Annotated in this window: 23 protein-coding genes; 14 read left to right on the top strand and 9 right to left on the bottom strand. The window is 67.7% G+C overall.

Annotation, left to right across the window (positions count from 1 at the left end; genetic code table 11):
- Nucleotides 1–96: 96 nt before the first annotated feature.
- Complete coding sequence (locus tag DIE08_RS04925; protein WP_124901157.1) at nt 97–1,131, bottom strand: AraC family transcriptional regulator; 1,035 nt, start codon at nt 1,129–1,131, stop codon at nt 97–99.
- 137 nt (nt 1,132–1,268) lie between these two features.
- Here DIE08_RS04925 and DIE08_RS04930 point away from each other — a divergent pair, with 137 nt between their 5' ends.
- The 6 genes from DIE08_RS04930 (at nt 1,269) to DIE08_RS04955 (ending at nt 8,896) form a co-directional block, all read left to right on the top strand.
- A complete protein-coding gene (locus DIE08_RS04930) occupies nt 1,269–2,402 on the top strand; it encodes an acyl-CoA dehydrogenase family protein (protein ID WP_124901158.1) in 1,134 nt (377 codons plus the stop codon).
- Nucleotides 2,403–2,707: 305 nt separating this feature from the next.
- Complete coding sequence (locus DIE08_RS04935) at nt 2,708–4,414, top strand: AMP-binding protein (protein ID WP_059600176.1); 1,707 nt, start codon at nt 2,708–2,710, stop codon at nt 4,412–4,414.
- A 107-nt stretch (nt 4,415–4,521) separates the two neighbouring features.
- The gene (locus DIE08_RS04940) at nt 4,522–6,051 is read left to right on the top strand and encodes a CoA-acylating methylmalonate-semialdehyde dehydrogenase (RefSeq protein WP_124901159.1); all 1,530 of its coding nucleotides are present in this window, start codon (nt 4,522–4,524) and stop codon (nt 6,049–6,051) included.
- Between the two features lie 18 nt (nt 6,052–6,069).
- Nucleotides 6,070–6,972 (top strand): 3-hydroxyisobutyrate dehydrogenase, encoded by a 903-nt coding sequence (gene mmsB / locus DIE08_RS04945; RefSeq protein ID WP_059600174.1) that lies wholly within the window; start codon nt 6,070–6,072, stop codon nt 6,970–6,972.
- The gene (locus DIE08_RS04950; RefSeq protein WP_124901160.1) at nt 6,969–7,760 is read left to right on the top strand and encodes an enoyl-CoA hydratase; all 792 of its coding nucleotides are present in this window, start codon (nt 6,969–6,971) and stop codon (nt 7,758–7,760) included. Before mmsB ends, DIE08_RS04950 begins: the two co-directional genes overlap by 4 nt.
- On the top strand, nt 7,757–8,896 hold the full coding sequence (locus DIE08_RS04955) for an enoyl-CoA hydratase/isomerase family protein (protein WP_124901161.1): 1,140 nt from the start codon (nt 7,757–7,759) through the stop codon (nt 8,894–8,896). The genes DIE08_RS04950 and DIE08_RS04955 overlap by 4 nt, the downstream gene beginning before the upstream one ends.
- Nucleotides 8,897–8,967: 71 nt before the next feature.
- Here DIE08_RS04955 and DIE08_RS04960 read toward each other — a convergent pair whose 3' ends face one another.
- Nucleotides 8,968–9,873 carry a LysR family transcriptional regulator gene (locus tag DIE08_RS04960; protein ID WP_124901162.1) on the bottom strand — a complete coding sequence of 302 codons (906 nt, stop codon included), beginning with the start codon at nt 9,871–9,873 and terminating at the stop codon, nt 8,968–8,970.
- 177 nt (nt 9,874–10,050) lie between these two features.
- On the opposite strand from DIE08_RS04960, the gene DIE08_RS04965 reads away from it, so the two are divergent.
- A complete protein-coding gene (locus DIE08_RS04965; protein ID WP_124901163.1) occupies nt 10,051–11,589 on the top strand; it encodes an MFS transporter in 1,539 nt (512 codons plus the stop codon).
- A 35-nt stretch (nt 11,590–11,624) separates the two neighbouring features.
- Here the strand turns inward: DIE08_RS04965 and DIE08_RS04970 are convergent, their stop codons facing one another.
- Entirely contained in the window at nt 11,625–12,206 is a 582-nt protein-coding gene (locus DIE08_RS04970) for an HD domain-containing protein (protein WP_124901164.1), read from the bottom strand.
- Nucleotides 12,207–12,291: 85 nt separating this feature from the next.
- Nucleotides 12,292–12,849 (bottom strand): helix-turn-helix transcriptional regulator, encoded by a 558-nt coding sequence (locus DIE08_RS04975; protein ID WP_124901165.1) that lies wholly within the window; start codon nt 12,847–12,849, stop codon nt 12,292–12,294.
- Nucleotides 12,850–13,173: 324 nt separating this feature from the next.
- Between DIE08_RS04975 and DIE08_RS04980 the strand changes: the two genes are divergently transcribed.
- Nucleotides 13,174–14,577 carry an HdeD family acid-resistance protein gene (locus tag DIE08_RS04980; protein ID WP_124901166.1) on the top strand — a complete coding sequence of 468 codons (1,404 nt, stop codon included), beginning with the start codon at nt 13,174–13,176 and terminating at the stop codon, nt 14,575–14,577.
- A gap of 425 nt (nt 14,578–15,002) precedes the next feature.
- Nucleotides 15,003–15,734, top strand: coding sequence for a ribonuclease T2 (locus DIE08_RS04985; protein WP_124622007.1), 732 nt, complete (start codon nt 15,003–15,005; stop codon nt 15,732–15,734).
- A 67-nt stretch (nt 15,735–15,801) separates the two neighbouring features.
- Here the strand turns inward: DIE08_RS04985 and DIE08_RS04990 are convergent, their stop codons facing one another.
- Complete coding sequence (locus DIE08_RS04990) at nt 15,802–16,437, bottom strand: isochorismatase family cysteine hydrolase (RefSeq protein WP_124901167.1); 636 nt, start codon at nt 16,435–16,437, stop codon at nt 15,802–15,804.
- Between the two features lie 411 nt (nt 16,438–16,848).
- On the opposite strand from DIE08_RS04990, the gene DIE08_RS04995 reads away from it, so the two are divergent.
- From DIE08_RS04995 to DIE08_RS05015, 5 genes are all read left to right on the top strand, one after another.
- A complete protein-coding gene (locus DIE08_RS04995; protein ID WP_124622003.1) occupies nt 16,849–17,319 on the top strand; it encodes a rhodanese-like domain-containing protein in 471 nt (156 codons plus the stop codon).
- A 28-nt stretch (nt 17,320–17,347) separates the two neighbouring features.
- Nucleotides 17,348–18,301 (top strand): serine O-acetyltransferase EpsC, encoded by a 954-nt coding sequence (epsC, locus tag DIE08_RS05000; RefSeq protein ID WP_124901168.1) that lies wholly within the window; start codon nt 17,348–17,350, stop codon nt 18,299–18,301.
- Nucleotides 18,298–18,519 (top strand): helix-turn-helix domain-containing protein, encoded by a 222-nt coding sequence (locus DIE08_RS05005; RefSeq protein WP_124622001.1) that lies wholly within the window; start codon nt 18,298–18,300, stop codon nt 18,517–18,519. The genes epsC and DIE08_RS05005 overlap by 4 nt, the downstream gene beginning before the upstream one ends.
- 135 nt (nt 18,520–18,654) lie before the next feature.
- Complete coding sequence (locus DIE08_RS05010; RefSeq protein ID WP_124901169.1) at nt 18,655–19,587, top strand: family 2A encapsulin nanocompartment shell protein; 933 nt, start codon at nt 18,655–18,657, stop codon at nt 19,585–19,587.
- Entirely contained in the window at nt 19,562–21,565 is a 2,004-nt protein-coding gene (locus DIE08_RS05015) for a family 2A encapsulin nanocompartment cargo protein cysteine desulfurase (RefSeq protein WP_124901170.1), read from the top strand. The genes DIE08_RS05010 and DIE08_RS05015 overlap by 26 nt, the downstream gene beginning before the upstream one ends.
- A 190-nt stretch (nt 21,566–21,755) precedes the next feature.
- Here DIE08_RS05015 and DIE08_RS05020 read toward each other — a convergent pair whose 3' ends face one another.
- The 4 genes from DIE08_RS05020 to DIE08_RS05035 all read right to left on the bottom strand — a co-directional run bounded on the left by DIE08_RS05020 (nt 21,756) and on the right by DIE08_RS05035 (nt 25,552).
- The gene (locus tag DIE08_RS05020; protein ID WP_124901171.1) at nt 21,756–22,115 is read right to left on the bottom strand and encodes a hypothetical protein; all 360 of its coding nucleotides are present in this window, start codon (nt 22,113–22,115) and stop codon (nt 21,756–21,758) included.
- 67 nt (nt 22,116–22,182) lie between these two features.
- Nucleotides 22,183–23,823, bottom strand: coding sequence for a chaperonin GroEL (groL, locus tag DIE08_RS05025; protein WP_124621993.1), 1,641 nt, complete (start codon nt 23,821–23,823; stop codon nt 22,183–22,185).
- A gap of 12 nt (nt 23,824–23,835) precedes the next feature.
- Nucleotides 23,836–24,126, bottom strand: coding sequence for a co-chaperone GroES (locus DIE08_RS05030; RefSeq protein ID WP_124901172.1), 291 nt, complete (start codon nt 24,124–24,126; stop codon nt 23,836–23,838).
- Nucleotides 24,127–24,268: 142 nt separating this feature from the next.
- A complete protein-coding gene (locus tag DIE08_RS05035) occupies nt 24,269–25,552 on the bottom strand; it encodes an alpha/beta fold hydrolase (RefSeq protein ID WP_124621991.1) in 1,284 nt (427 codons plus the stop codon).
- Nucleotides 25,553–25,784: the final 232 nt, after the last annotated feature.

The following is a 25,784-nucleotide window of genomic DNA, read 5'->3' on the forward strand; positions in this document are numbered from 1 at the left end:
GCACGCCGTCCGGCTCGCGTAAAGGGCGTTGGCCCGATGATTGAAGATTAGGCGGTTTCCGCGGAAAGCGCGAAGGTGCGGCGGCAGGCCGCTGATTCAGCCGGCGCCGCCGCCGCGCGCGAGCGCTTCTTTCCGGTATTCGGCCGGGCTGCGCCCGCTCCATTTGCGAAACGCGCGGTAGAACGCGCTCGGTTCCGCGAAACCGGTGGCCGCCGCGACGTCGGCGATGGTCCGCGACGGATCGGCCAGCGCCTCGAACGCGAGGTCGCGCCGCAGCGTGTCCTTGATCGACTGGTACGCGTGGCCTTCCTGATGCAGCTTGCGGCGCAGCGTCGCCTCGGCCACGTGCAGCCGCGCGGCCATCCCGTCGGCGCCGGGCCACGCGGCGGGCGGCATGCCGCGCAGCACCGTGCGCACGCGTTGCGCGAGCGCGTTCGGGTTGCGGTACTTGACGATGAAGCTGGCCGGCGCGTTGCGCAGGAACGTTTTCAGCGTCCTGGCGTTCTGCACCACCGGCAGCGTGGCGAATTCGGGATCGAAATCGACATACGAATCGGGCTGGTTGAACCGCATGTCGTCGCACAGCATCGACGGGTATTCGTGGTCGGCCGGCGGCGTGTCGCAACGGAAGCTCGCGTGGAGCAGCGGGATGCGTCGCCCGATCAACCAGCAGGTGAGCCCGTACACGATGATGAAATAGGTCGCGTACGTGAACATCGCGGGCGTCGCGGTGCTGTTGCGGTGCACAAAACGCAGCCGCACGCGTTGCGGGTTGGCGTCGAGCTCCGCGTGCAGGTCGTCGAGCACGCAGTGCATGAAATTCACCGCGCGCGCCATCGCGTGCAGCCCGTCCTTCGCGGACAGCGCCGCCTGGCTCATCGCGATGAAGCTGCCGCTGCGCATCGGGTGGCGATCCTGCCCGAAAAACTCGTCGTCGAGCGCGCGCGCGATGGCGTTCCACAGCGCCCCGTATTGCTGCGCGGACACCCGCGCACGCGGCTGCCCGAGCAGCGCGGGCGCGATGCCGGCTTGAGCGAGCAGCGGCTCGGCCGCGACGCCGCGCCGGGTGGCGAGCGCGACGCTGTAGGCGACGAGGCTGATCGCGACGGTTCCCTTGTCTTCCTGCTTCATCGAAGCCGCCGGTATGGCAAAAACGCTCAGTGTAAATGAGCGGCGCGAGCATCGAACAGTCGCGCGCGCTTGCCTACACTTGTTGCATCGAAACGAAAGGTCGGTCGCCGCACGCGGCCGCAGGAGACAGCAGCGCCATGGACGAGCTTTACACCGAAGACCAGCGGATGATCCGCGACGCCGCGCGTGCTTTTGCCACCGAGGTGCTGGCACCGAACGCCGCGCAGTGGGACCACGACGCGCACCTGCCCGACGCCGTTGTCGCGCAGCTCGGCGAACTCGGCCTGCTCGGGATGATCGTGCCGCAGGAGCTGGGCGGCGCGTATACGGATTACGTCGCCTACGCGCTGGCGATTGAGGAAATCGCCGCCGGCGATGCCGCGTGCGCGACGATGATGAGCGTGCACAACTCGGTTGGCTGCGGGCCGATCCTCGGTTTCGGTACACCCGCGCAGAAGGATCGCTGGCTGGCCGAGATGGCGGCGGGCCGCATCATCGGCGCGTTCTGCCTGACCGAGCCGCAGGCCGGCTCCGAGGCGAACAACCTGCGTACGCGGGCCGAACTGCGCGACGGCAAGTGGGTGCTGAACGGCGCGAAGCAGTTCGTGACCAACGGCCAGCGCGCCGGGGTCGCGATCGTTTTTGCCATGACCGACCCGGAAGCCGGCAAGCGCGGCATTTCCGCGTTCCTGGTGCCGACCGACACGCCGGGCTTCATCGTCGGCAAGCCGGAAAAGAAGATGGGCATCCGCGCATCCGACACATGCCCGATCACGTTCGAAAACTGCGCGATTCCGGAAGAAAACCTGCTCGGCAATCGTGGCGAAGGGCTGAAGATCGCGCTGTCGAACCTGGAAGGCGGGCGCATCGGCATTGCCGCGCAGGCGCTCGGCATCGCGCGTGCCGCGTTCGACAAGGCGCGCCGCTATGCGCGCGAGCGCGTGCAGTTCGGCAAGCCGATCGCCGAGCACCAGGCGATCCAGCAGAAGCTGGCCGACATGGCCACGCAGATCAACGCGGCGCGCCTGCTCGTGCATCACGCGGCAAAGCTGCGCACGGCGGGGCTGCCGTGCCTGTCCGAAGCATCGCAGGCGAAGCTGTTCGCGTCCGAGATGGCCGAGCGCGTGTGTTCGGACGCGATCCAGATCCACGGCGGTTACGGCTACCTCGTCGATTACGAAGTCGAGCGTCACTATCGCGACGCGCGCATCACGCAGATCTACGAGGGCACCAGCGAAGTGCAGCGGATGGTGATCGCGCGAGAGCTTTGAGTCCCGAATCGCGACGCGCGCTCCACCGACAACCACGCGAAGAACCAGACAGGCAGGCAAACAGGCAGGGCACGAAGGCAGCGCGGCAAACGCGGCACGCAACGACGTGACCGTGCGCCGCGCGACACGGAACCGGGCATGCGCTGCAGCACATGCACTGGTTGGCCGCGGGGCTTGGAGATTCACCCGGCCATGGGGCAGGCGCAAGTGCTGAAGCATTTGCGCTGGACCGACCGCACGAGGCATGGGATGAGAGCAAGCGTTGATGCGCCGACTCTCGTCGACAGGAGACAGGAGACGACACGATGACGGTACAGGCATTCCTGGACGCACGCGACTTTCTGCTGCGCCATCGCACCGACTACGAAACCGCGTACCGCGATTTCGAATGGCCGGTGCTCGATGCGTTCAACTGGGCGCTCGACTACTTCGACCCGATGGCGCGCGGCAACGACAAGCCCGCGCTGTGGATCGTCGACGCGGCAACCGGCACGGGCGACCCGTATTCGTTCGCGCAGATGTCCGAGCGCTCGTCGCGGGTCGCGAACTGGCTGCGCGGCATCGGCGTCGTGCGCGGCGACCGGATCCTGCTGATGCTGCCGAACCGTGTCGAGTTGTGGGACGCGATGCTCGCCGCGATGAAGCTCGGCGCGATCGTGTTGCCCGCGACCACGCAGCTGTCGGCCGACGACGTGCGCGATCGCGTGCAGATCGGCGGCGCGAAATACGCGATCGTCGACGAGAACGAAACCGCGAAATTCGAACAGGCCGATCTCGGCCTCAAGCAGAAGATCGTCGCCGGCGCGCCGCGCGCGGGCTGGCTCGCGATGAACGACGGCTACGCGGCGAGTGCCGCGTTCGAGCCCGACGCCATCACGCACGCGAACGATCCGATGCTGCTGTACTTCACGTCGGGCACGACCTCGAAGCCGAAGCTCGTCGAGCATACGCACCGCACCTATCCGGTCGGGCACCTGTCGACGATGTACTGGGTTGGCCTGCAGCCGGGCGACATTCACTGGAACATCAGCTCGCCGGGCTGGGCGAAGCACGCGTGGAGCTGCTTCTTCGCGCCATGGAATGCGCAGGCGTGCGTGTTCGCGTTCAACTATGCGCGCTTCGAGCCGAAGGTCGTGCTCGACGCGCTCGTCAAATACCAGGTGACCACGCTGTGCGCGCCGCCGACGGTGTGGCGCATGCTCGTGCAGCAGCCGCTCGCGTCGTTCGACGTGAAGCTGCGCGAGATCGTCGGCGCCGGCGAGCCGCTGAATCCCGAGATCATCGAGCGCGTGAAGAAGGCATGGGGCATCACGATTCGCGACGGCTACGGCCAGACCGAGACGACCTGCCTGATCGGCAACACACCGGGCCAGCCCGTCGTCGCCGGTTCGATGGGGCGCCCGCTGCCCGGCTACCGGATCGCGCTGCTCGACCCGGACGGCGCGCCCGTCAGCGAAGGCGAGGTCGCGCTGCCGATCGGCGCGGGCGTGACGCGCCCGGTCGGCCTGATGAACGGCTATGCGAACAATCCGGACGCGACGGCCTACGCGATGCGTGACGGCCATTACCGCACGTCGGACATTGCGATGCGCGGCGACGACGGCTACTACGTGTACATCGGCCGCGCGGACGACGTGTTCAAGTCGTCCGACTACCGGCTGAGCCCGTTCGAACTCGAAAGCGTGCTGATCGAGCATCCGGCGATCGCGGAAGCGGCCGTCGTGCCGAGCCCGGACCCGGTGCGGCTGTCGGTGCCGAAGACCTTCATCACGCTGCGCCAGGGATACGAGGAAAGTCCCGCGCTCGCGCTGGAGATCTTCCGCTTCTCGCGCGAGAAGCTCGCGCCGTACAAGCGCATCCGGCGCCTGCAGTTCGCGGAGCTGCCGAAGACCATCTCGGGGAAGATCCGCCGCGTCGAGCTGCGCCGCCGCGAGATCGAGCGCGGCGACGATGCAACCACGCGGATGCCCGGCGAATACTGGGAAGAAGATTTCGCCGCCGAACTGAAATGACCTGCCGTGGGCCGCGTGCCGCATGTCGCGGCCGTCGCCCGCGGCACCGATTGAACCGGCCGCGCGTTGCATGACGCGACACGGCCCACTGCAAGGAGAGTGCATCGATGAACGCGAATCCGACGCCCCGCACGGGGCAAGACGTGCCGACGGTCAAGCTGCTGATCGACGGCGCCTTCGTCGAGTCCACCACGAGCGAGTGGCGCGACATCGTCAACCCGGCGACGCAGCAGGTCCTCGCGCGCGTGCCGTTCGCGACCGTCGCGGAAGTCGACGCGGCCGTGCAGGCCGCGCACGCCGCGTATGCGACATGGAAGAACACGCCGATTTCCGCGCGCATGCGCATCATGCTGAAGTTCCAGGATCTCGTGCGCGCGAACCTGCAGCGCATCGCGAAGACGCTGACGGCCGAGCAGGGCAAGACGCTGCCCGACGCCGAAGGCGACATCTTCCGCGGCCTCGAAGTGGTCGAGCACGCGTGCTCGGTCGGCACGCTGCAGCTCGGCGAATTCGCGGAGAACGTCGCGGGCGGTGTCGACACCTACACGCTGCGCCAGCCGCTCGGCGTGTGCGCGGGCATCACGCCGTTCAACTTCCCCGCGATGATTCCGCTGTGGATGTTCCCGATGGCGATCGTGTGCGGCAACACGTTCGTGCTGAAGCCGTCGGAGCAGGATCCGATGTCGACGATGGCGCTCGTCGAACTGGCGATCGAGGCCGGCGTGCCGAAGGGCGTGCTGAACGTCGTGCACGGCGGCAAGGAAGTGGTCGACGCGATCTGCACGCATCCGCTCGTGAAGGCGATCTCGTTCGTCGGCTCGACCGCCGTCGGCACGCACGTGTACAACCTCGGCAGCCAGCACGGCAAGCGCGTGCAGTCGATGATGGGCGCGAAGAACCACGCGATCCTGCTGCCCGACGCGAACCGCGAGCAGGCGATCAACGCGCTGGTCGGCGCCGGCTTCGGCGCGGCCGGCCAGCGCTGCATGGCGACCTCCGTCGCGGTGCTGGTCGGCAACGCGCGCGAGTGGCTGCCGGACATCGTCGCGAAGGCGAAGCAGCTGAAGGTCAACGCGGGCTCGGAAGCGGGCACCGACGTCGGGCCGGTGGTGTCGCGCGGCGCGAAGGCGCGCATCCTGTCGCTGATCGACACGGGCATCAAGGAAGGCGCGAAGCTCGAACTCGACGGCCGCGACGTGAAGGTCGCCGGCTTCGAGGAAGGCAACTTCATCGGGCCGACGATCTTCTCCGGCGTGAAGACTGACATGACGATCTACACGCATGAAATCTTCGGGCCGGTGCTGGTCGTGATGGAAGTCGACACGCTCGACGAAGCGATCGCGCTCGTCAATGCGAACCCGATGGGCAACGGCGTGGGCATCTTCACGCAGAGCGGCGCGGCCGCGCGCAAGTTCCAGAGCGAGATCGACGTCGGCCAGGTCGGCATCAACATCCCGATTCCGGTGCCCGTGCCGTTCTTCAGCTTCACCGGCTCGCGCGGCTCGAAGCTCGGCGATCTCGGCCCGTACGGCAAGCAGGTCGTGCAGTTCTATACGCAGACGAAGACGGTCACCGCGCGCTGGTTCGACGACGACACGACGGCCGGCCCGGTGAACACGACGATCCGGCTGCATTGAGCCGGGGAGGACACGAACATGAAGATCGGATTTATCGGACTCGGCCACATGGGTGGGCCGATGGCGCTGAACCTCCTGAAGGCTGGCCATGAAGTGCACGCGTTCGACCTGAGCGCCGACGCATTGCGCGCGCTGCAGGACGCCGGCGCGCAGGTGGCCGGGTCGCCGCGCGAAGCCGCATCGGGCGCGACCTTCGTCATCACGATGCTGCCGGCCGCGCCGCACGTGCGCTCGGTGCTCGCCGGCGAGAACGGCGTGCTGGCCGGCCTCGGCGCCGGCGCGACCGTGATCGATTCGAGCACGATCGATCCGGCGAGCGCGCAGGCGTTCGGCGCGCTCGTGCGCGAGCGCGGCGGCGCGTTCGTCGATGCGCCCGTGTCGGGCGGCACCGGCGGCGCGGCGGCAGGCACCTTGACCTTCATGGTCGGCGGCAGCGACGCGGATTTCGAGCGCGTGAAGCCCGTGCTCGCCGGCATGGGCAAGAACATCGTCCATTGCGGCGCGACGGGGATGGGGCAGGTCGCGAAGGTATGCAACAACCTCGTGCTCGGCATCTCGATGGCGGCCGTGTCGGAGGCGATGTCGCTCGGCGTCGCGCTCGGCATCGACCCGAAGGTGCTGGCCGGGATCGTCAATACGTCGACGGGCCGTTGCTGGAGCTCGGACACCTACAACCCGTATCCGGGCGTGATCGACACCGCGCCGTCGTCGCGCGGCTACAGCGGCGGCTTCGGCACCGACCTGATGCTGAAGGATCTCGGCCTCGCGAACGACGCCGCGAAGCAGGCGCGCCAGCCCGTCTATCTCGGCGCGCTCGCGCAGCAGCTGTACCAGACGATGAGCAGCCGCGGCGACGGGCAACTCGATTTCTCGGCGGTGATCCGCCTGTACCAACCGGCCACGAAGAAGGACGCCTCATGATCGAACTGGACTACGTCGACGACGGCGCGATCGCGTGCGCGACGCTCAAGCGTCCGCCCGCGAACGCATTTACCGCCGACGGGCTGCGGCAACTGCAGGAAACCGTCGCCGAACTGAACGCGAACCCGCGCGTGCGCGCGCTGGTGATCACCGGCGACGGCCCGAAGTTCTTCAGCGCGGGCGCCGACCTGAACACGTTCGCCGACGGTGACCGCGCGGTCGCGCGCGCGATGGCCGCGCGCTTTGGCGCGGCGTTCGAGGCGCTGCATGACGCGCGTGTCGTGACGATCGCGGCGATCAACGGCTATGCGATGGGCGGCGGCCTCGAATGCGCACTCGCGTGCGACCTGCGGATCGCGGAGACGCACGCGCAGATGGCGCTGCCCGAACCGTCGGTCGGCCTGCTGCCGTGCGGGCTCGGCACGCAGACACTGCCCTGGCTCGTCGGCGAGGGCTGGGCGAAGAAGATCATCCTGGCCGGCACGCGCGTCGACGCGGCAACGGCGCTCAGGATCGGCCTCGTCGAGGACGTGGTCGAAAGCGGCGCGGCACGCGATGCGGCGCTGGCGCTCGCGCGCAACGTCGCACGGCAGAGCCCGCACGCGATTGCATACAGCAAGGAACTGATCGGCCTCGCGCGCCGCGGCGTGCCGCGCAGCGCGGCGCTCGCGGTCGAGCGCGAACGCTTCGTCGACCTGTTCGACACGAACGATCCGCGCGAAGGCGTGGCCGCGTTTCTCGGCAAGCGCGCGCCGCAATGGCATACCGATGGAGAGCCGCAACGATGAGCACGCCGGTCAAGACTCATGACAGCGTCGCGCAACCCGCGCCGGAGGTGCTGTTCCGCGTGGTGAACCGCGTGGCGCTCATCACGCTGAACCGGCCGGCCGCGCTCAATGCGTTGTCCTATTCGATGATCGGCGAGCTGGCCGCACACCTCGAACGGTGCCGCACCGATGACCAGATCGTCGCGGTGGTGCTGCGCGGCGCGGGCGAGAAGGGCTTCTGCGCGGGCGGCGACGTGCGCGCGCTGCACCGGATGGTCGCGCAGCGCGAGACGTGGCTGCCGTTCTTCGTCGACGAATACCGGCTCGACTACGCGATCCATGCGTTCCCGAAGCCGGTCGTCGCGCTGATGGACGGCGTGACGATGGGCGGCGGAATGGGGCTTGCGCAAGGGGCGGCGCTGCGCGTCGCGACCGAGCGCAGCAAGATCGCGATGCCGGAGACGCGCATCGGCCTCGTGCCGGACGTCGGCGCGACGCATTTCCTGTCGCGCATGCCGGTCGAACTCGAGCTGTACGTGGGGTTGACGGGCGCGATGCTGTCGGGTGCCGACGCGCTGACCGCGAAGCTCGCCGACCTGTGCGTGCCGTCGTCGTGGCTCGATACGTTCGAGACGCGCATCGAAAGCGTCAAATGGGACGGCGACGTGCTGCCGGCGCTGCGCAAGGTGTTCGAGCCGCCGTGCAACGTCGTGCCGCATTCGGCGCTCGACAGCCAGATGGCGTGGATCGTTCGTCACTTCGACAAGCGCTCGACCGTCGAGCGGATCGTCGCGACGCTGAAGCAGGAGCTTGAACGCGACGAGCTGGCGCGCGAGCATCGCCAATGGCTGCAGGCGACGCTCGACGCACTCAACGGCCATTCGCCGACGATGTTGTGCGTGACGCGCGAAGCGCTGCTGCGCGGCCGTCAGATGACGCTCGCCGAATCGTTCCGGATGGAGCTCGGCATCGTGGCGCGCGCGATCGAGGAGGGCGACTTCTGCGAAGGCGTGCGCGCGCACCTCGTCGACAAGGATCGCAAGCCGCGCTGGGCGCCGGCGTCGCTCGTCGAACTGCGCGCCGAACGCGTGCGGCATTTCCTGACGTCGCCGTGGAAACTGTTCGCACATCCGCTCGCCGATCTTGGCGCGGCGTGAGGTGACGTGATGCACCGACGCGCCTGTGCGGCGCGTCGGCTTCAACCCATTTCCTTTCTGCGCGTCTGCGCTCAGCGCTCGATCATCGGCGGCACCGCCTGCACGAGCGCGTCGATCACACAGCGCGTCTTGCGCGGCAGGTAGCGCGTTTTCGGCCAGATCGCGTGGATGTCGCCTTCGCAGACGAAGCAGCGGTCGAGCACGACGACCATTTCGCCGCGCTTCACGTAATGATCGAGCAGCCAGCTCGGCAGCCATGCGATTCCGAACCCCGAGGCGCCTGCCGCCGCGATTGCCTGCACGTCGTCGAAACTGAGCTGATGCGGCATGTCGATGCGCACCGTCGAGCCGTCCGGCGCGCGCAGGTCCCACGGCTGCGCGACGCCCGAGCGTGAATACGCGATCGTCCGGTGGTTCCTGAGGTCGTCGAGCGATTGCGGCATTCCGTAGCGCGCGAGATACGACGGCGCCGCGCCGAGGCTCCCGTATTGCGTGCCGAGCCGCCGTACCGCGAGGCTTGTGCTGTCCGCGAGCTGGCCGATTCGTACCGCGAGGTCGATCCCTTCCTCGACCAGATCGACGAAACGGTCGGTGATCGACACGTCGATCCGCAGGTGCGGATAGGTGCGCGCGAGATCGAGCACGATCGGCGTCACGCAGTGATGCCCGAATGCGAGCGGCACGCTCAGCCGCAGCTTGCCGCGCGCTTCGTTGCGGCCGCAATCGAGATCGGCTTCGGCCGCTTCCAGCTCCGCGAGCGCGCGCACGCAGCGGTCGTAGTACGCCTGGCCGTCGTCGGTCAGGCTCTGGCTGCGGGTCGTGCGCTGCAGCAGCCGCGCGCCGAGCCGCTTCTCGAGCCGCGCGATCGCCTTGCCGACCGCCGAGCGCGTCATGTCGAGCCGTTCCGCGGCGAGCGCGAAGCTGCCGGATTCCACGACCTGGACGAAGGTCGTTACGCCGTCGAGTCTGTCGGTCATGGCGGGTTGGATTGATTGCGTCCTGTGATTCCCTGGTTCGTGGAAATAGGCGCGTCAATGGGGAGCGAAATTCTCACTATAGTACCGATTCCCGTTCAGCGTGCGTCGCCGGCCGCGCGCGGCGAACCCTTCTCACTGGAGGCGCGCGGCCCGTTGCCGGGCCGGCGCGCAATACGCATGACGCTATCCGACTCCCGCAGGAATGCGGTCGCGCTCGCGGCCGTCTGTCTCACGTCGCTGATGTTCGGCCTCGAGATCTCGAGCGTGCCGGTGATCCTGCCGACGCTCGAACACGTGCTGCACGGCGACTTCAACGGCATGCAGTGGATCATGAACGCGTACACGATTGCGTGCACGACGGTGCTGATGGCGGCCGGCACGCTTGCGGACCGGTTCGGCCGTAAGCGCGTGTACGTGATCGGCACCGTGCTGTTCGGTGCGACGTCGTTGCTGTGCGGGCTTGCGCCGACCGTGCCGGTGCTGGTCGCGGGCCGGCTGCTGCAGGGCGCGAGCGGCGGCGCGATGCTGATCTGCCAGATCGCGGTGCTGTCGCACCAGTTCCGCGAAGGGCGCGAGCGCGGCCGCGCGTTCGGGATCTGGGGGATCGTGTTCGGGATCGGTCTCGGCTTCGGGCCGCTCGTCGGCGGCGCGATCGTCGCGCTGGCGAACTGGCCATGGGTGTTTCTCGTGCATGCGCCGCTCGCGGCGGTCGCGCTCGTGCTGGTCGGCGGCGCGGTGCGGGAGTCGCGCGATCCGCACGCGGGCACGCTCGACGTCGCGGGCATCGTCACGCTGTCGCTTGCCGTGCTCGGTCTCGCGTTCTACATCACGCAGAGCGCGGAGCTGGGGCTCACGAGTGCGGCCGGGCTCGGCGTGCTCGGTGCGACCGTGCTCGCGCTGGCCGGCTTCTTCATCGCGGAGCGCACGAGCGCGCGGCCGATGTTCGACTTCTCCGTGTTCCGGATTCGCGCGTTCACCGGCGCGATCTTCGGCTCGATGGGGATGAACTTCAGCTTCTGGCCGTTCATGATCTACCTGCCGATCTGGTTCCAGGTCGCGCTCGGCTACGACAGCGTGACGGCCGGCCTCGCGCTGCTCGCATACACGCTGCCGACGCTGGTGGCGCCGCCGTTCGGCGAGCGGCTCGCACTGCGCTACGGGCCTGGTGTCGTGATTCCGGGTGGCCTGTTTACGATCGCGGCCGGCTTCGCGCTGATGCGGATCGGCAGCGGCGTCGAGCATGCCAGCTGGCTCACGATGCTGCCAGGCTGCGTGATCGCCGGCATCGGGCTCGGGCTCACCAACACGCCGGTCACGAACACGACGACGGGCGCGGTGCCAAGCTCGCGCGCCGGGATGGCATCAGGCATCGACATGAGCGCGCGGATGATCTCGCTCGCGCTGAACATCGCGACGATGGGCTTCGTGCTGGTTGCGGGGATCGTCGCGAGCCTGAAGGCGGGCGTCGCGGGGGCGGTCGATGCGGGGACGCTGCGCATGCTGGCGCAGCAGATCGCGTCGGGCCGCACCGATGGGCTGCAGGCGATCGCGCCGGCGCTCGCAAAGGCCGACCCGACCGGGGCGGCGCTGCACGCGGCGCTCCTGCACGGGTTCGGCTGGGTGATGGTGTACGGCGCGGCTGGCGTGGCCGTGCTCGCGATCGCGAGCGCGGTGGCGTTCGCGCCGGCAAGGCGCGGGGCGGCGGTGTGTGAATGACGCGCGCAGTGTCGCGCGCGGCCGGTTCCGCGCGCTTACGCGCCGTTGCCGCGAGCGTCGATCCGGCGTTGCGTGTCCGCGTCGACGATCGCGCGGATCGTGCTGAATAGCGGCACCGCGTCGGTGTAGCGCCGGCCGTAGCCGAGATTGAACGCGTAGTCGAAATCCGGCGGATTGTTGCCCTGGTTGTGCTGGAGGATCGTTTCGAGCTTGTCGAGTGCCTTCGCGGCGCGCGCTTCCGGTGATGCCGCCGCCTCGTATTCGTCCCACAGTGCGACGATCTCGTCGCGCAGCACGCGATCGAGCCCGGCCGTCAGCGTCAGCAGGTCGTCGCGTTCGCGTGTGTTCTTGTCCGGATGCGCGGCCTGCTCGATCGCAGGGATGTCGCCGTGCAGCGCTTCGCCGAGATCGTGGACGACGCACAGCTTCAGCAGCTTCGTCGTGTCGACGTCGGGTAGCGCATCGGCAAACACGAGCGCCATCAGGCACAGCCGCCAGCTGTGTTCGGCCGTGCTTTCGGCGCGCCCGGTCGACGTATGGCCGCTGCGCAGCACGTCTTTCAGGCGTTCGGCTTCGCGCAGGAAATCGAGCCGCGCGTGGATCGTGTCGAGGTTCATGGCAGGGAAGTGCTTGATTCGAGCCCTCAAGCGTACGTCGCGCGGACGCGATGCGTCCACGCATGAAATATGCGCGCCGCGCTTGCTACAACGTTTCGACGAGCCGCGCGGCGGAGCCGTCCGACAGCGTCATCCGTGTCCATCGGCAGGTGCTGCCGCGGATCGGCACGACGCGCGATACATTTGCGCCAGTCGCGAATTCGACGCTCGGCGGCCCCGCGCGATCGTGCCAGCCAAGCGGGTCGAGCGCGGCTTCCATGCGGACGATTTCCGGCGTCGCGTAGCGCCACAGCGATGTGCCGAGCAACGTCGGCAGCGGCCGCGAGAACTCGGCCGCGCGCGATGGCGAGCAGGCGAGCAGGCGGTGCGTGAGGTCGCACACGAGATGCATGCGGGCCGTGCTGCTCGCGATCAGCCGGGCGAGTGCACGGTCGCCCGCTGAATCCAGGCGCGCGGCAAGCAGCCGCTCGGCCATCGCGCGCTCGTCGGGCGACATCTGCTGGATGCCGGCTTCCCAGCGCGAAATCGTCGATTGCGCGACGCCGAACAACTCGGCCGCGTGGCTCTGCTTCACGCGATGCAGCGTGCGCCAACGCTTGAGTTGCGGGCCGAGCGGCGGGGTGTGAAGCGGTGAGGCGGACATATTCGTGCTCCGTTCGGGATGCGGGCCGCGCTGGCGCCGCGTTGCGAAATGGATCAATCGGCCGTTGTTCCGGGGATGCCTGGATCACGACGACCTTGACGTCGGGCGTCAGGACTCACCGGAATTGTTTTCGCCAGGCTTTCAACCGGCTCCTCCATATCTTATTATTCGGCGAAAGCGGAGTGCGCCGGCTGTCATTGTTCATGTTGAAACATGATGCGCCGGTCAGCTCTGGCTTCCGACTTCCGCATCGCACGAATGCGCGGTCGGCACGACGCGGGACACGTGGCCAGCGCGTATCCCGAAAAAACATACGAGGGCGCCATGGTACGACTGGTCTTGCTGCTGCTGGGCATCGAATATCTGCGAACGCGCTCGCGCGGGCTGACCGTGCTGGGCTGGTTGTGGGTCGTCGCGGGCGTCGGCATCTTCGTCGACGCGCTCGACGGTGCGCTGCATTTTCCGATCGAACTGTTCGCCTGGCTGTTCCTGATCGAGGGGCTCGCGACGCTCGCGGTGGCTGGCAGCGGCGTCGGCGGCCAGCGCATCCTGCGCTACGTGAAGGGCATCGCGGTCGTCGTGGCCGCCGGGCTCGTGTTCGCGGGCCATCATCACGGCCACTTCCTCTTGTCGATGATCTTCGGCACGCTGTTCCTCGTCGACGGGCTGCTGCAGTGCACGTCCGCATGGATGGTGCGTTACCGGCGCTGGAACGTTGCATTCGCGTGGGGCGTCGTCGAGATCCTGCTGGCCGTCTTCTTCTATCAGCCGTATCCGACCCACTATGTGGGTACCGTGCCGTACTGCCTCGGCCTGCTGCTGATGTTTGGCGGGATGCACATGCTGAGCCTTGCCGCGCGCGTGCGGCGGCTGACGCGAAATCCCGCGTTCGTCACATCGCCGGCGCCGTCGATCGTGCCCGACATCGACGCGGCGCCCGACATCCCGCGCTTCACGCAATCGGAATGGGACGGCCCGCCGGCCGACCACGAGCACGCGCTGACCGTGCACGTGTGGACGCCGACCGGCACGTCGAAGGCCGAAGCCCAGCGCTATCCGGTGATCGACCGCTACATCGCGGCGGTGGACGTCAACGGCGTGATCTCCACTGGCCATGCGGCGCTGGAGTCGCCCGAGGGCGTCTACATCAGCCTCTATCCGGCGGTGGAAATCGATCGTTCTCCGGACGAATTCACGCGGATTCTGCGCGCGACGCGCGAGAACGACGTGCCGGGCCTGTTCCAGCCCGACTATGCGACCGAGTCGAAAGCGTGGTGTCCGTCGACCGTGCGCGTGCGGATCCGCAATTACGATCCGGCGAAGCTGGCCGCATTCTGGTCGTCGTATCGGCAGACCGTCACGTACAACCTCACGCACCGCAACTGCTCGAGCACCGTCTCGAACGCGCTCGAAGCGGCACTCGACGGCGCGGTGTGGCGGCTCAGGGGCACGCGTGCCGGGTGGGGCGCATTCATCCGGCTGCTGCTCACGCCCGAGCTGTGGGTCGCCGCGCAGATCCGCAAGCGTGCGGTGACGATGGCCTGGACGCCCGGCCTCACGCTCGACTATGCGCGCGCGCTCAGCATGCTCGCCGATCCGCGGCCGTTCGCGTGGTGGAAGGTTGCGCGCTCGGCCGTGAAGGCGATCATGGCGTCGCGCCGCGCGTGGCGAGCGCAGGACAGCGCGGCACTGTCACCGGGTGAATCGGAAGCCGCGTCGGTGAAATAATCGTGCGGTGCCGGACGAGGGCCGGGCGCGACAGGTTCCGCCGCCGGACGATCCGGCGTGGTTGCCCGCTATCGGAACTTGCCTGGCGAACAACAATGAACGCCACGAGCGCATTCCGCATCCTGATTCCCGTGTGAAGCTTCCCCGGTTCCCGATCTCGACGCGGTATGGCTTGCCTGGCCGGGAGGCCGTCATCCTGGGATGCTCCGTCGCAGGATGAAGATGGCGACAGGGCAGGCCGGCGTCGCAGGCGCAGGAAGGCGAGCGTCGGGATCGGTGCCGCCGATAACGGGCTCGGCGTTGCACGACGAATTCCTTCGTCGACCTTCATATTGATGCCACGTTGCGCGGACAACAATCGCGGGCAGACATTCGACAATCTTGCGGCGCATCCCGCGACCGCAAGCCTTTTCCGAGGAAACGCCATGCTCAAGACGCTCGCCCGCGCCGCGGCCGCACTCGCCGTCGCATCCGCATCGCTGCACGCCGTCGCGCAGACCAGCTACGACTACCTGTTGCTCGCGGCTTCGTGGGAGCCCGGCTTCTGCGCGTCGCACGACACGCCGGAGTGTACGAACCTCGCCGGTACGTACGCGGCGACGAGCCTGTCGCTGCACGGCCTGTGGCCGAACAGGTACGACGGCAACCAGCCGTTCTACTGTGGCGTGCCGCAGAGCGACGTCGATCTCGACAATGCGCACCAGTGGTGCAGCATGGATGCGTATCCGGTCAGCACCGCGACGCGCAACACGCTGTCAACCTACATGCCGGGCGTGGCGTCGTGCCTCGACAAGCACGAATGGTTCAAGCATGGCACCTGCTCGAATTCGGCATCGCCGGACGCATACTGGAACGAGGCGGCCGGCATGGTCAGCCGGCTCGGCAACACGTCGTTCAACGCGTTCCTGCAGGCGAACGCGGGCAAGACCGTGACGCGCAACCAGCTGCTGTCCGCGTTCGAAGGCGCGTTCGGCAGCAATACGCGCAGCGCGGTGTCGCTGAAGTGCACGAAGACCAACGGCGTCAGCTATTTCACGGAAGCGTGGATCGCGGTCAAGACGAATGCGACCACGCAGTTTCCGAGCGCGGCGTCGCTCGTGACGGACGGGAATACGCAGGGGACGTGCCCGACGTCGGGCGTGTATATCGCGAAGTAACGCGCGAAGTTGCACGGGATGCGCCGGTCGGGAGCGTTCCGGCCGGCGTGGTGCGGGTGTTGCGCGTCTATGCGAGCAGCAGCAGTGCGTCGGCGAGCGACAGCACTGTCGTGCGCGTCTCGAACGCCGTCGCGAACAGATGCTCGTGCACGACCTCATCCGGGTCGTAGCAGCAGTCCTTCACCGTATACAGCCGGAAATCCGCATCGCTTGCGTGCGCAACCGACGACAGCACGACGCCGGTCGACGCAATTCCGACGAGGATCAGCGTGTCGATGCCTTGCGCGACGAGCCGTGACTGCAGGTCGGTGCGGAAGAACACGCTCGCGCGATGCGCGACGGTCAGCGGCTCGTGGTCCAGCCGTCCGAGTTCCGGGCATGGGCCGTCGTCGACGAAGAGGCCGAGCTGCTTGATCCCTTGCCCGTTCTTGTTGCGTGGACTGACTTCCGGGTAGCCCGGGCTGAAACGGAGATTGGCGAAACACACGTGGACGCCGCCCGCCCGGGCTGCATCGCACAGCTTGCGCGTGTTGGCGAGCAGGGTAGGGGCGACCGATGGAAAGAGACCGAGAATGTCGGTCTGGTAGTGCATCACGACCAGTGCGGTTTTTGCCGGCACGATCGGCGGAATCGGTGTGTGCGTGCGGCCTTCCGCGTTTGCGTGGCGAGTCGTTGCGAGATCTGAAGCGTGTTCCGGTTGCATGACTGATGCTCTCCCATGAGTCATTTCGGTGTCTCAGAAAATCGATCGCTCGTTATACGTCGTCAATCATTCCGATGCAAGCGTGCCGGAACTCGGTCAATACGACCTGACATGCAATCTCTTCGGGCGAGTGGCGTAGATCGATGCCATCGTCGCCGGCAAAAAACCGTCTTTTTCTCTCCGAGGTTGGTCAGGCCAGCGGCGGCGGTCTAGGGGCATTTCTACATCGGCGCTGACACCTTCGCGATTGCATTACGCACGCCGCTGCTTAGGAAATGAATTTTTATTGGTTCTGCTTCCCTGTTCGCGCTCGCATAGTGGTGCTGACGGCTATAGACAGCAAGCAAGCTGCACCGGCCGCATTCCCGGTTGTTTTTTGATCATACGAATCTGCGAGAACAAGGAAGCGTGATGACGTTTGCATTGGAAGAACGAACGGCCGCCCGGCAGGCGCTCGACGACGCCCGCGCGGTCGCGGCAGCGGCGGGCACGCCGTACGCGGGGGGCGTGGCGCCCGACGCCGCATGGGCGCTGTTTTCCGCTGGCCATGCGTTGCTGGTCGACGTGCGGACCGCGGAGGAACGGAAATTCGTCGGCCACGTGCCGGAGTCGCTGCACGTGCCATGGGCGACCGGCACGAGCCTGACGCGCAACCCGCGCTTCGTGCGCGAGCTGGAAGCGAAGACAGGCAAGGACGCGGTGGTGCTGCTGCTCTGCCGCAGCGGCAACCGGTCCGCGCAAGCGGCCGAGGCTGCCACCAAAGCGGGCTTCACGCAGGTGTTCAACGTGCTCGAAGGGTTCGAGGGCGACCTCGACGAACAGCAGCATCGCGGCGACCGCAACGGCTGGCGCCATCGCGGCCTGCCGTGGACGCAGGACTGAATCACGGCCGTTACGGGGAGAAGTCAGCATGGCCGCATTCGAAATCGACGACATCGTTCAGTCGCTCCAGACCGTGCGCCGCGCGTGGCGCGAGAAACAGCGGCGCTCGCTCGAACCGGGCGGGCGCGACCTGCCCGCGCGCGAAGCGCTCGCACAGATCATCGGAGCGCTGAATGGCGTGCTGTTCCCGATGCGGCTCGGGCCGCCCGACCTGCGACAGGAGAGCGAGAACTTCTATGTGGCCCATGCACTCGACGCGGCGCTGAACGCGTTGCTCGCGCAGGTGACGCTGGAGTTGCGCTACGCGGCGCGGCAACGCAATGCCGACGCGCAAATCGACGAGGCCGCGTCCGCGGCCGTGCAGGCGTTCGCCGCACGCTTGCCGGATATTCGCCGGCTGCTCGACAGTGACGTGCTGGCCGCATTTCACGGCGATCCGGCGGCCGGCAGCGTCGACGAAGTGCTGCTGTGCTATCCCGGCATCCTCGCGATGATTCATCACCGGCTCGCGCACGAGCTGTACCGGCTCGGGCTGCCGCTGCTCGCGCGCATCATTGCCGAGCAGGCGCACGCCGAAACCGGTATCGACATTCATCCGGGCGCGCGCGTGGGCGGCGGCTTCTTCATCGACCACGGCACGGGCGTCGTGATCGGCGAAACCGCGATCATCGGCGAGCGCGTGCGCGTGTACCAGGCCGTCACGCTCGGCGCGAAGCGCTTCCCGCGCGACGCGGCAGGGCATCTGGAGAAGGGGCTCGCGCGCCATCCGATCGTCGAGGACGACGTCGTGATCTATGCGGGCGCAACGATCCTCGGCCGCGTGACGATCGGCCGCGGCGCTGTGATCGGCGGCAACGTGTGGCTGACGCAGGACGTGCCGGCCGGCGCGAACGTCACGCAGGCCGTGCTGCGCAGCGAGGCGAACGCCGGCCCGCCCGCGCGGACCGAACCGGCTCGGCCGGCCGCGCAGGTGACGCCATGAGCGACCTGATCCAGCACTTCGGCGCCAACGTGCGCAAGCTCCGCGAATCCCGCACGTGGTCGCAGGAGCAGCTCGCGGAACACGCGGGGCTGAACCGCTCGTACGTCGGCGAGATCGAGCGCGGCGAGGCGATCGCGTCGATCGTCACCGCCGACAAGATCGCGCGCGCGTTCGACGTGTCGATCGCGACGCTGCTGCGCGGCGTGTACGCCGCCTGACGCATCGCGCTGCTTTTCCCGTTCGGTGGTGCCATATGACGGCTATAGCATGTTGAGCCGGCAGGTGCGTGCTTCCGATAATCATCCAGCGTCATAAGCAATCCCGTTTTTCATCTTAAGAATCCGGAGCCACACATGTCGACCGTTGCAAGCGGCACGGCCGCGCTGAGCGATCACGCCGCCCGCCAACTAGCGAACGCTACCAAGACCGTCCCGCAGCTTTCCACGATTACGCCGCGCTGGCTGACGCACCTGCTGCAGTGGGTGCCGGTCGAGGCCGGCATCTATCGGCTGAACCAGGTGAAGAACCCGGAGGCCGTGCGCGCCGCGTGCACGCAGCTCGAGGACGAGCGCGTGCTGCCGCGAACCTTCGTGCCGTACGAGGAACAGCCGCGCGAATATTTCCTCAACGCGGTGAGCACGGTGCTCGACGTGCATACGCGGATCTCCGATCTCTACAGCAGCCCTCATGACCAGATCAAGGAACAGCTGCGCCTGACGATCGAGACGATCAAGGAGCTGCAGGAAGGCCAGCTGATCAACAACCCGGACTACGGGCTGCTCGCGAACGTGACCGACGAACAGCGGATCTTCCCCCTGACCGGCGCGCCGACGCCCGACGATCTCGACGAACTGCTGACGAAGGTGTGGAAGGAGCCGGCGTTCTTCCTCGCGCACCCGCTCGCGATCGCCGCGTTCGGCCGCGAATGCACGCGGCGCGGCGTGCCGCCGCCGACGGTCAGCCTGTTCGGCTCGCAGTTCCTCACATGGCGCGGCATTCCGCTGATCCCGTCGGACAAGGTGCCCGTCGCGGACGGCAAGACGAAGATCCTGCTGCTGCGCGTCGGCGACAAGCGCCAGGGCGTCGTCGGGCTCTACCAGCCGGGCGTCGCGGGCGAGCAGGGGCCGGGCCTGTCGGTTCGCTTCATGGGGATCAACGACCAGGCGATCGCGTCGTACCTGATTTCGCTGTACTGCTCGCTCGCGGTCCACTCGCCGGATGCGCTGGCTGTCCTCGATGACGTCGAAATCGCCAAGTACCATGACTATCCCGACACCTACCGTTAATCCCGGCTCGATCGGCGGCGACGCTCCGGCGCGGCCGCACGCGCCGCTGCCTGCCGGTTTGCCGGACCCGGCGGCGCTCGCACGGCTCGCGTCCGAGTTCTTCGCGACGCCGCCCGGGCAGGCGCCCGCGCCGGGCCTGTCGGCCGGCAGTGGCGCGGTCGGCGGCGTACCGTCGGCGTTGCCGGCCGCAGCGCCGATTCTCGCGTCGGTGAGCAATCCCGCGCCGGCCGGCTCGCCGCTCGCCGGGCCGGGCGGCACGGGCACCGGCGTGCCGGGCTTCGCGCTGCCGCAAGGCAAGGCACCGGGTGCGAATCTCGCGCCGTCCGCACCGACGCACGTGCTGTCGCTCGGCAATCGCGTGCCGGCGCTCACGCCGCATGCGGCCGCACAGAACGGGCTGCCCGACAACGCCGTGTCGATCGCGCCGGCGCTGGAGCCGCGCGTCGGTGGCGCGGCGCTCGGCGTGCCGCAGGCGAACGCGGTCGCGGCGGAGGAAAGCGCGAAGGCCGCATCGCCGTACTACTTCACCGACGGCGTGCGGCAAGGCTGGCAGGCGACGCCCGAGGACATCGTCGTGCCGTCGAATGGGCTGGCTTCGCCAGAAGCGTTCGGGCTGCCGGGCGACGACGAATTGCGCGAACTGCTCGCCGTGCAGCTCGACCTGCCGGTCTCGCGCGCATCGGGCGCGGACGTCCCGCGTTATTTCATCGACGATGCGCATGCCATTGAACCGTCGAACCAGTTGCATCGCGGGGCGCACCCGCCGTTCGACGTCAACGCGATTCGCCGCGACTTCCCGATCCTGCAGGAGCGCGTGAACGGCAAGCCGCTCGTATGGTTCGACAACGCGGCGACGACGCACAAGCCGCAGGCCGTGATCGATCGCCTTGCGTATTTCTACGCGCACGAGAACTCGAACATCCACCGCGCCGCGCATGCGCTCGCGGGCCGCGCGACCGATGCGTACGAGCATGCGCGGGAGACCGTGCGCCGCTTCATCGGTGCATCGTCGCCGGACGAGATCGTGTTCGTGCGCGGCACGACCGAGGCGATCAACCTGATCGCGAAGACGTGGGGCGTGCAGCATGTCGGCGAAGGCGACGAGATCGTCGTGTCGCATCTCGAGCATCACGCGAACATCGTGCCTTGGCAGCAGCTCGCCGCGCAGAAAGGCGCGAAGCTGCGCGTGATTCCGGTCGACGATTCGGGGCAGGTGCTGCTCGACGAATACCGGAAGCTGCTCAACGACCGCACGAAGATCGTGGCCGTCACGCAGGTGTCGAACGCACTCGGCACGGTCGTGCCCGTGAAGGAAATCGTCGAGCTCGCGCATCGCGCGGGCGCGAAGGCGCTCGTCGACGGCGCGCAGTCGATCTCGCACATGCGCGTGGACGTGCAGGCGCTCGATGCGGATTTCTTCGTGTTTTCCGGGCACAAGATCTACGGGCCGACCGGGATTGGCGTCGTATACGGCAAGCGCGCGATCCTCGACGACATGCCGCCGTGGCAGGGCGGCGGCAACATGATCGCGGACGTGACGTTCGAGCGCACGGTGTTCCAGCCGCCGCCGAACCGCTTCGAGGCCGGCACCGGCAACATCGCGGATGCGGTGGGGCTCGGCGCGGCGCTCGACTACGTGAGCCGCGTCGGCATCGAGAACATCGCGCGCTACGAGCACGACCTGCTCGCGTACGCGACGAGCGTGCTCGCACCGGTACCGGGCGTGCGGCTCGTGGGCACCGCGCGCGACAAGGCGAGCGTGCTGTCGTTCGTGCTGAAGGGCTATGAAACCGAGGAGGTCGGGCAGGCGCTGAACGAGGAGGGCATCGCGGTGCGCTCCGGGCATCACTGCGCGCAGCCGATCCTGCGGCGCTTCGGGCTCGAGGCCACGGTGCGGCCGTCGCTCGCGTTCTACAACACGTGCGACGAGGTCGATGCGTTGGTGCGTGTCGTGCGGAGGCTGTCGACGCGCCGTTGACGGTGTCCGGGTCTGAAGGTCGAGCCGCTTGCGGGCGTCATTCGTGACGTGTCGCAGGCGGCTTTTTGTTGGGTTCGTGGAGGACGGCTGAACGCGATGCACGTTGTCCGCATGCGTCGATGGACGACATGCGATCGGCACAGGTGAATCGCCGGGCGGGTCGTGCGCCGTCAAAGGCGCAGATATTCGGTCACGCGCGCCTGCAAATGCTCGATCGCGTGCGGAAGGCGCAGTGCGCGTCGACCCGCATCAGCGTCCGTTCCTGGCCTTCGTCGCCGAAGCGGATCGCGGCGATGTCCGCATCGCTCAGCCAGCCGGCGAAGAACCACCGCGGCAGGCTGTCCTGCCGGGTCGACGGATAGGCGGTGGCAGACGAGACGCGCCGGCAACGACGAAGGCGGCACTTCCTTCGCGCGGCGCCGGCTTTCGCCGTCAGGCCGGCCCACCATTCGATCGGGCACGACGGGGATTGAACGATGTTGCGCTTTCCGGATTGGGATTGCGGATCTGGCGGAGATGAAAAACAACGCGTGGCGAACTGGGTCGCCACGCGTTGCGCATGAAACCGGAGCGTTGCGCCGCGCACTGCCGCCGAACGGGCAATGCGCGCGCGCCGGTCAGAAGTCGAAGCCGGGCCCACCCGCACCCGGGCCGCCGGGAGCCGCCGCCGGCGCCGCGTCCTTCGGCGCTTCGAACACGGTCGCATCGGTCGTCAGCAACAGCCCCGCGACCGACGCCGCGTTCTGCAGCGCGGTGCGCGTGACCTTGGTCGGATCGAGCACGCCCGATTCGACGAGATCGCCGTATTCGCCGGTCTGCGCGTTGTACCCGAAGTTGCCCGAGCCTTCGGCCACCTTCGCGACGACGACGCTCGCTTCCTCGCCCGCGTTCGTGACGATCTGGCGCAGCGGTTCCTCGAGTGCACGCAGCACGATCTTGATGCCCGCGTTCTGGTCTGCATTCACGCCCTGCAACTCGCGGATCGCCTGCCGCACGCGGATCAGCGCGACACCGCCGCCCGGCACGATGCCTTCCTCGACGGCCGCGCGCGTCGCGTGCAGCGCGTCGTCGACGCGGTCCTTCTTCTCCTTCACTTCGATCTCGGTCGCGCCGCCGACCTTGATCACCGCGACACCGCCCGCGAGCTTGGCCACGCGTTCCTGCAGCTTTTCACGGTCGTAGTCGGAGGTCGCTTCCTCGATCTGCACGCGGATCTGCTTCACGCGCGCTTCGATGTTCTTCGCATCGCCCGCGCCGTCGATCACGGTCGTGTTTTCCTTGCCGACCTCGATGCGCTTTGCCTGGCCGAGTTCGGCGAGCGTCGCCTTCTCGAGCGTGAGGCCCGTTTCCTCGGCAATCACCTGCCCGCCGGTGAGGATCGCGATGTCCTCGAGCAGCGCCTTGCGGCGATCGCCGAAGCCCGGCGCCTTCACGGCGACCGTCTTCAGGATTCCGCGGATGTTGTTCACGACCAGCGTCGCGAGCGCTTCGCCTTCGACATCTTCCGCGATGATCAGCAGCGGCCGGCCCGACTTTGCGACCTGTTCGAGCACCGGCAGCAGGTCGCGGATGTTCGAGATCTTCTTGTCGTGCAGCAGGATGTACGGGTTCTCGATCTCGGCGATCTGCTTGTCGGCGTTGTTGATGAAATACGGCGACAGGTAGCCGCGATCGAACTGCAGCCCTTCGACGACGTCGAGTTCGTCGGCAAGCGACTTGCCGTCCTCGACGGTGATCACGCCTTCCTTGCCGACGCGGTCGATCGCCTCGGCGATGCGCTGGCCGATCGATTCCTCGCCGTTCGCGGAGATCGTCGCGACCTGCGCGATTTCCTTGCTCGTGGTGGTCGGCCGGCTGATCTTCTTCAGCTCGTCGACGGCCGCCGAGACGGCCTTGTCGATGCCGCGCTTCAGGTCGAGTGGGTTGAGCCCGGCCGCGACGTATTTCTGGCCTTCGCGGACGATCGCCTGCGCGAGGACGGTGGCCGTCGTGGTGCCGTCGCCGGCCGCGTCGCTCGTGCGAGACGCGACTTCCTTCACGAGCTGCGCGCCGATGTTCTGCAGCTTGTCCGCGAGTTCGATTTCCTTCGCGACCGACACGCCGTCCTTCGTGACGACAGGGGCGCCGAAGCTGCGTTCGAGCACGACGTTGCGGCCTTTCGGCCCGAGCGTGACCTTCACCGCGTTCGCGAGAATGTTCACGCCTTCCGTCAGCTTGGCCCGTGCGACGTCGCTGAAAATGATTTCCTTCGCTGCCATGATTGCGCTCCGTTATTGATTGACGACGGCGACGATGTCTTCTTCGCGCAGTACGAGAAACTCGTTGCCGTCCACCTTGACGGCCTGGCCCGCGTACTTGCCGAACAGCACGCGCTCGCCGACCTGCAGGTCGGGCACGATGCGCTGGCCGTCCGCATCCTTGTGGCCGGGGCCGACGGCGATCACTTCACCCTGGTCGGGCTTTTCCGCGGCGCTATCGGGGATCACGATGCCCGATGCGGTGGTGGTTTCCTGGTCGAGTCGCTTCACGATCACGCGGTCGTGCAAGGGGCGTAGGCTCATTGGTTCGTCCTGTGCTGTTCTGTCGAGATTGGTTGGCACTCTTTGGAAGAGAGTGCTGACGAGTATAAAAATGCACGGCGCCGCGATCCAATAACGGATTCGGAAATGCATTCGCGCCGTCGTGCAAAGCGTGTGGCGCCGGCTATTGCGACACGGCTTGCTGCGCGGAGGGCGTGCAGATCGGGCGGATCGTCTCGCCTGCGAGCACGCGCTTCACGAACGGAATCGAATCGGCGAGCGACGCGTTCACGGTGCCGTTGTGTTCGCGGCCCGCATACAGGTGCGCCTCGACCGTCGTGCCCGCCGCGCACGCGTCCTTCGCGAGCGCGAGTTCGAGCGGCGCGAGCCCGTCGTCCGCGCCCGCACCGATGAAGACGGGCGTGGCGATCTTCAGCGTCGGGTACGTCAGGTATTCGTCCCACCACGCCTTCAGCCGTGCATCGCCGCCGGGCTTCACGGTGTTCGCGTGCGTGAGGTGCGCGAGCGCGGCGTCGTCCTCGAGCGATGCGAGGCAACTGATGCGCGACTGTTCGAGGATCGGCAATGCCTGGTCGGTCAGCACTTCGTCCGCGCGCAGCGACGGATCGATCTGCTGCGCGGAGAGCACCGAGTAGAACTGGTACGCGAGCGTCGGATCGACGCGATCGGGATCGCGCCGGTACGCGCTCTCGAACTTCGGCAGCGACGCGAGCGTGGCGGGAGACGCGTTGTAGATCGTGCCGGTGGCAACGGTCGCGCGGATCGCGAGTTCGGGCGCGTAGGCGCTCGCGTAGCCGGCCGCCGCGAACACGGCCGAGCCGCCCTGCGACTGGCCGACGAGCACGACCTGGTTCGCGAGGCCCGGCACCCCGCCGAGCACCGCGCGCACGCTGTCGAGCAGCGTGTAGCTGTTCGAGCGGTTGTTGAGCTGCGGATTCGGGCCGGGCGTGCCGAGCCCCTGATAGTCGGTCGCGACGACCGCGAACCCTTGTTGAAGCCATGCGTTCAGGTAGCGCACGTCGCGATACGAGCGGCCGTACCACGAAGGCGCGCAGATGTCGGCCATCCCGAACGTGCCGTGCGCCCACGCGACGATCGGCCAGCCGCCCGCCGGCGGCGTGCCGCGCGGCACGAACAGCGCACCCGACACGGCGATCGGCGTGCGGCCGCCGACGCCGTCGGTCGATGCATAGAGGATGCGCAGCTGGCGCCCGGCGCTCGCGAGCCCGAGCGTCGCTGGAAGCGGCTCGGTGCGCAGCAGCACGCCGGGCGTCGCCGGAATGTCGCGGTCCCACGTGTAGAACGCGGACACGCGACCGTCGCCCTGCAATGGATCGGGTGCAGGAACGCGGCCCGGCGAAGCCGCATGCGAGAGGAGGGACGAGACGGCGAGCGCCGAAGCCAGCAGCGTGCGCGCGGCGTATCCGCGCAGGGGGAGGAGCGTCATGGTCGGATGGAGGTCGGAGAGTTCGGATCGGACGCGCTGCACGTTGCGCGGCGCGGGCCGACCACAATGCAAGTTTCGAACCAGCGCAGCTGTCGGGCGCGTGGCGCGTGGCAAGACGGGCCGCCGTGTCGTACGGCGTGCCGCGCACGCTTTCAGCGGCTGCGTGTCGGGCAGCAATCCGGGCCGGCAGGCTGTTGCTCCCGCAACAGAGGCGCACGCGTGGCTCTGACGG

Source organism: Burkholderia sp. Bp9004 (assembly GCF_003858025.1).
In the GTDB taxonomy this organism is placed as follows: Bacteria; Pseudomonadota; Gammaproteobacteria; order Burkholderiales; family Burkholderiaceae; genus Burkholderia; species Burkholderia diffusa.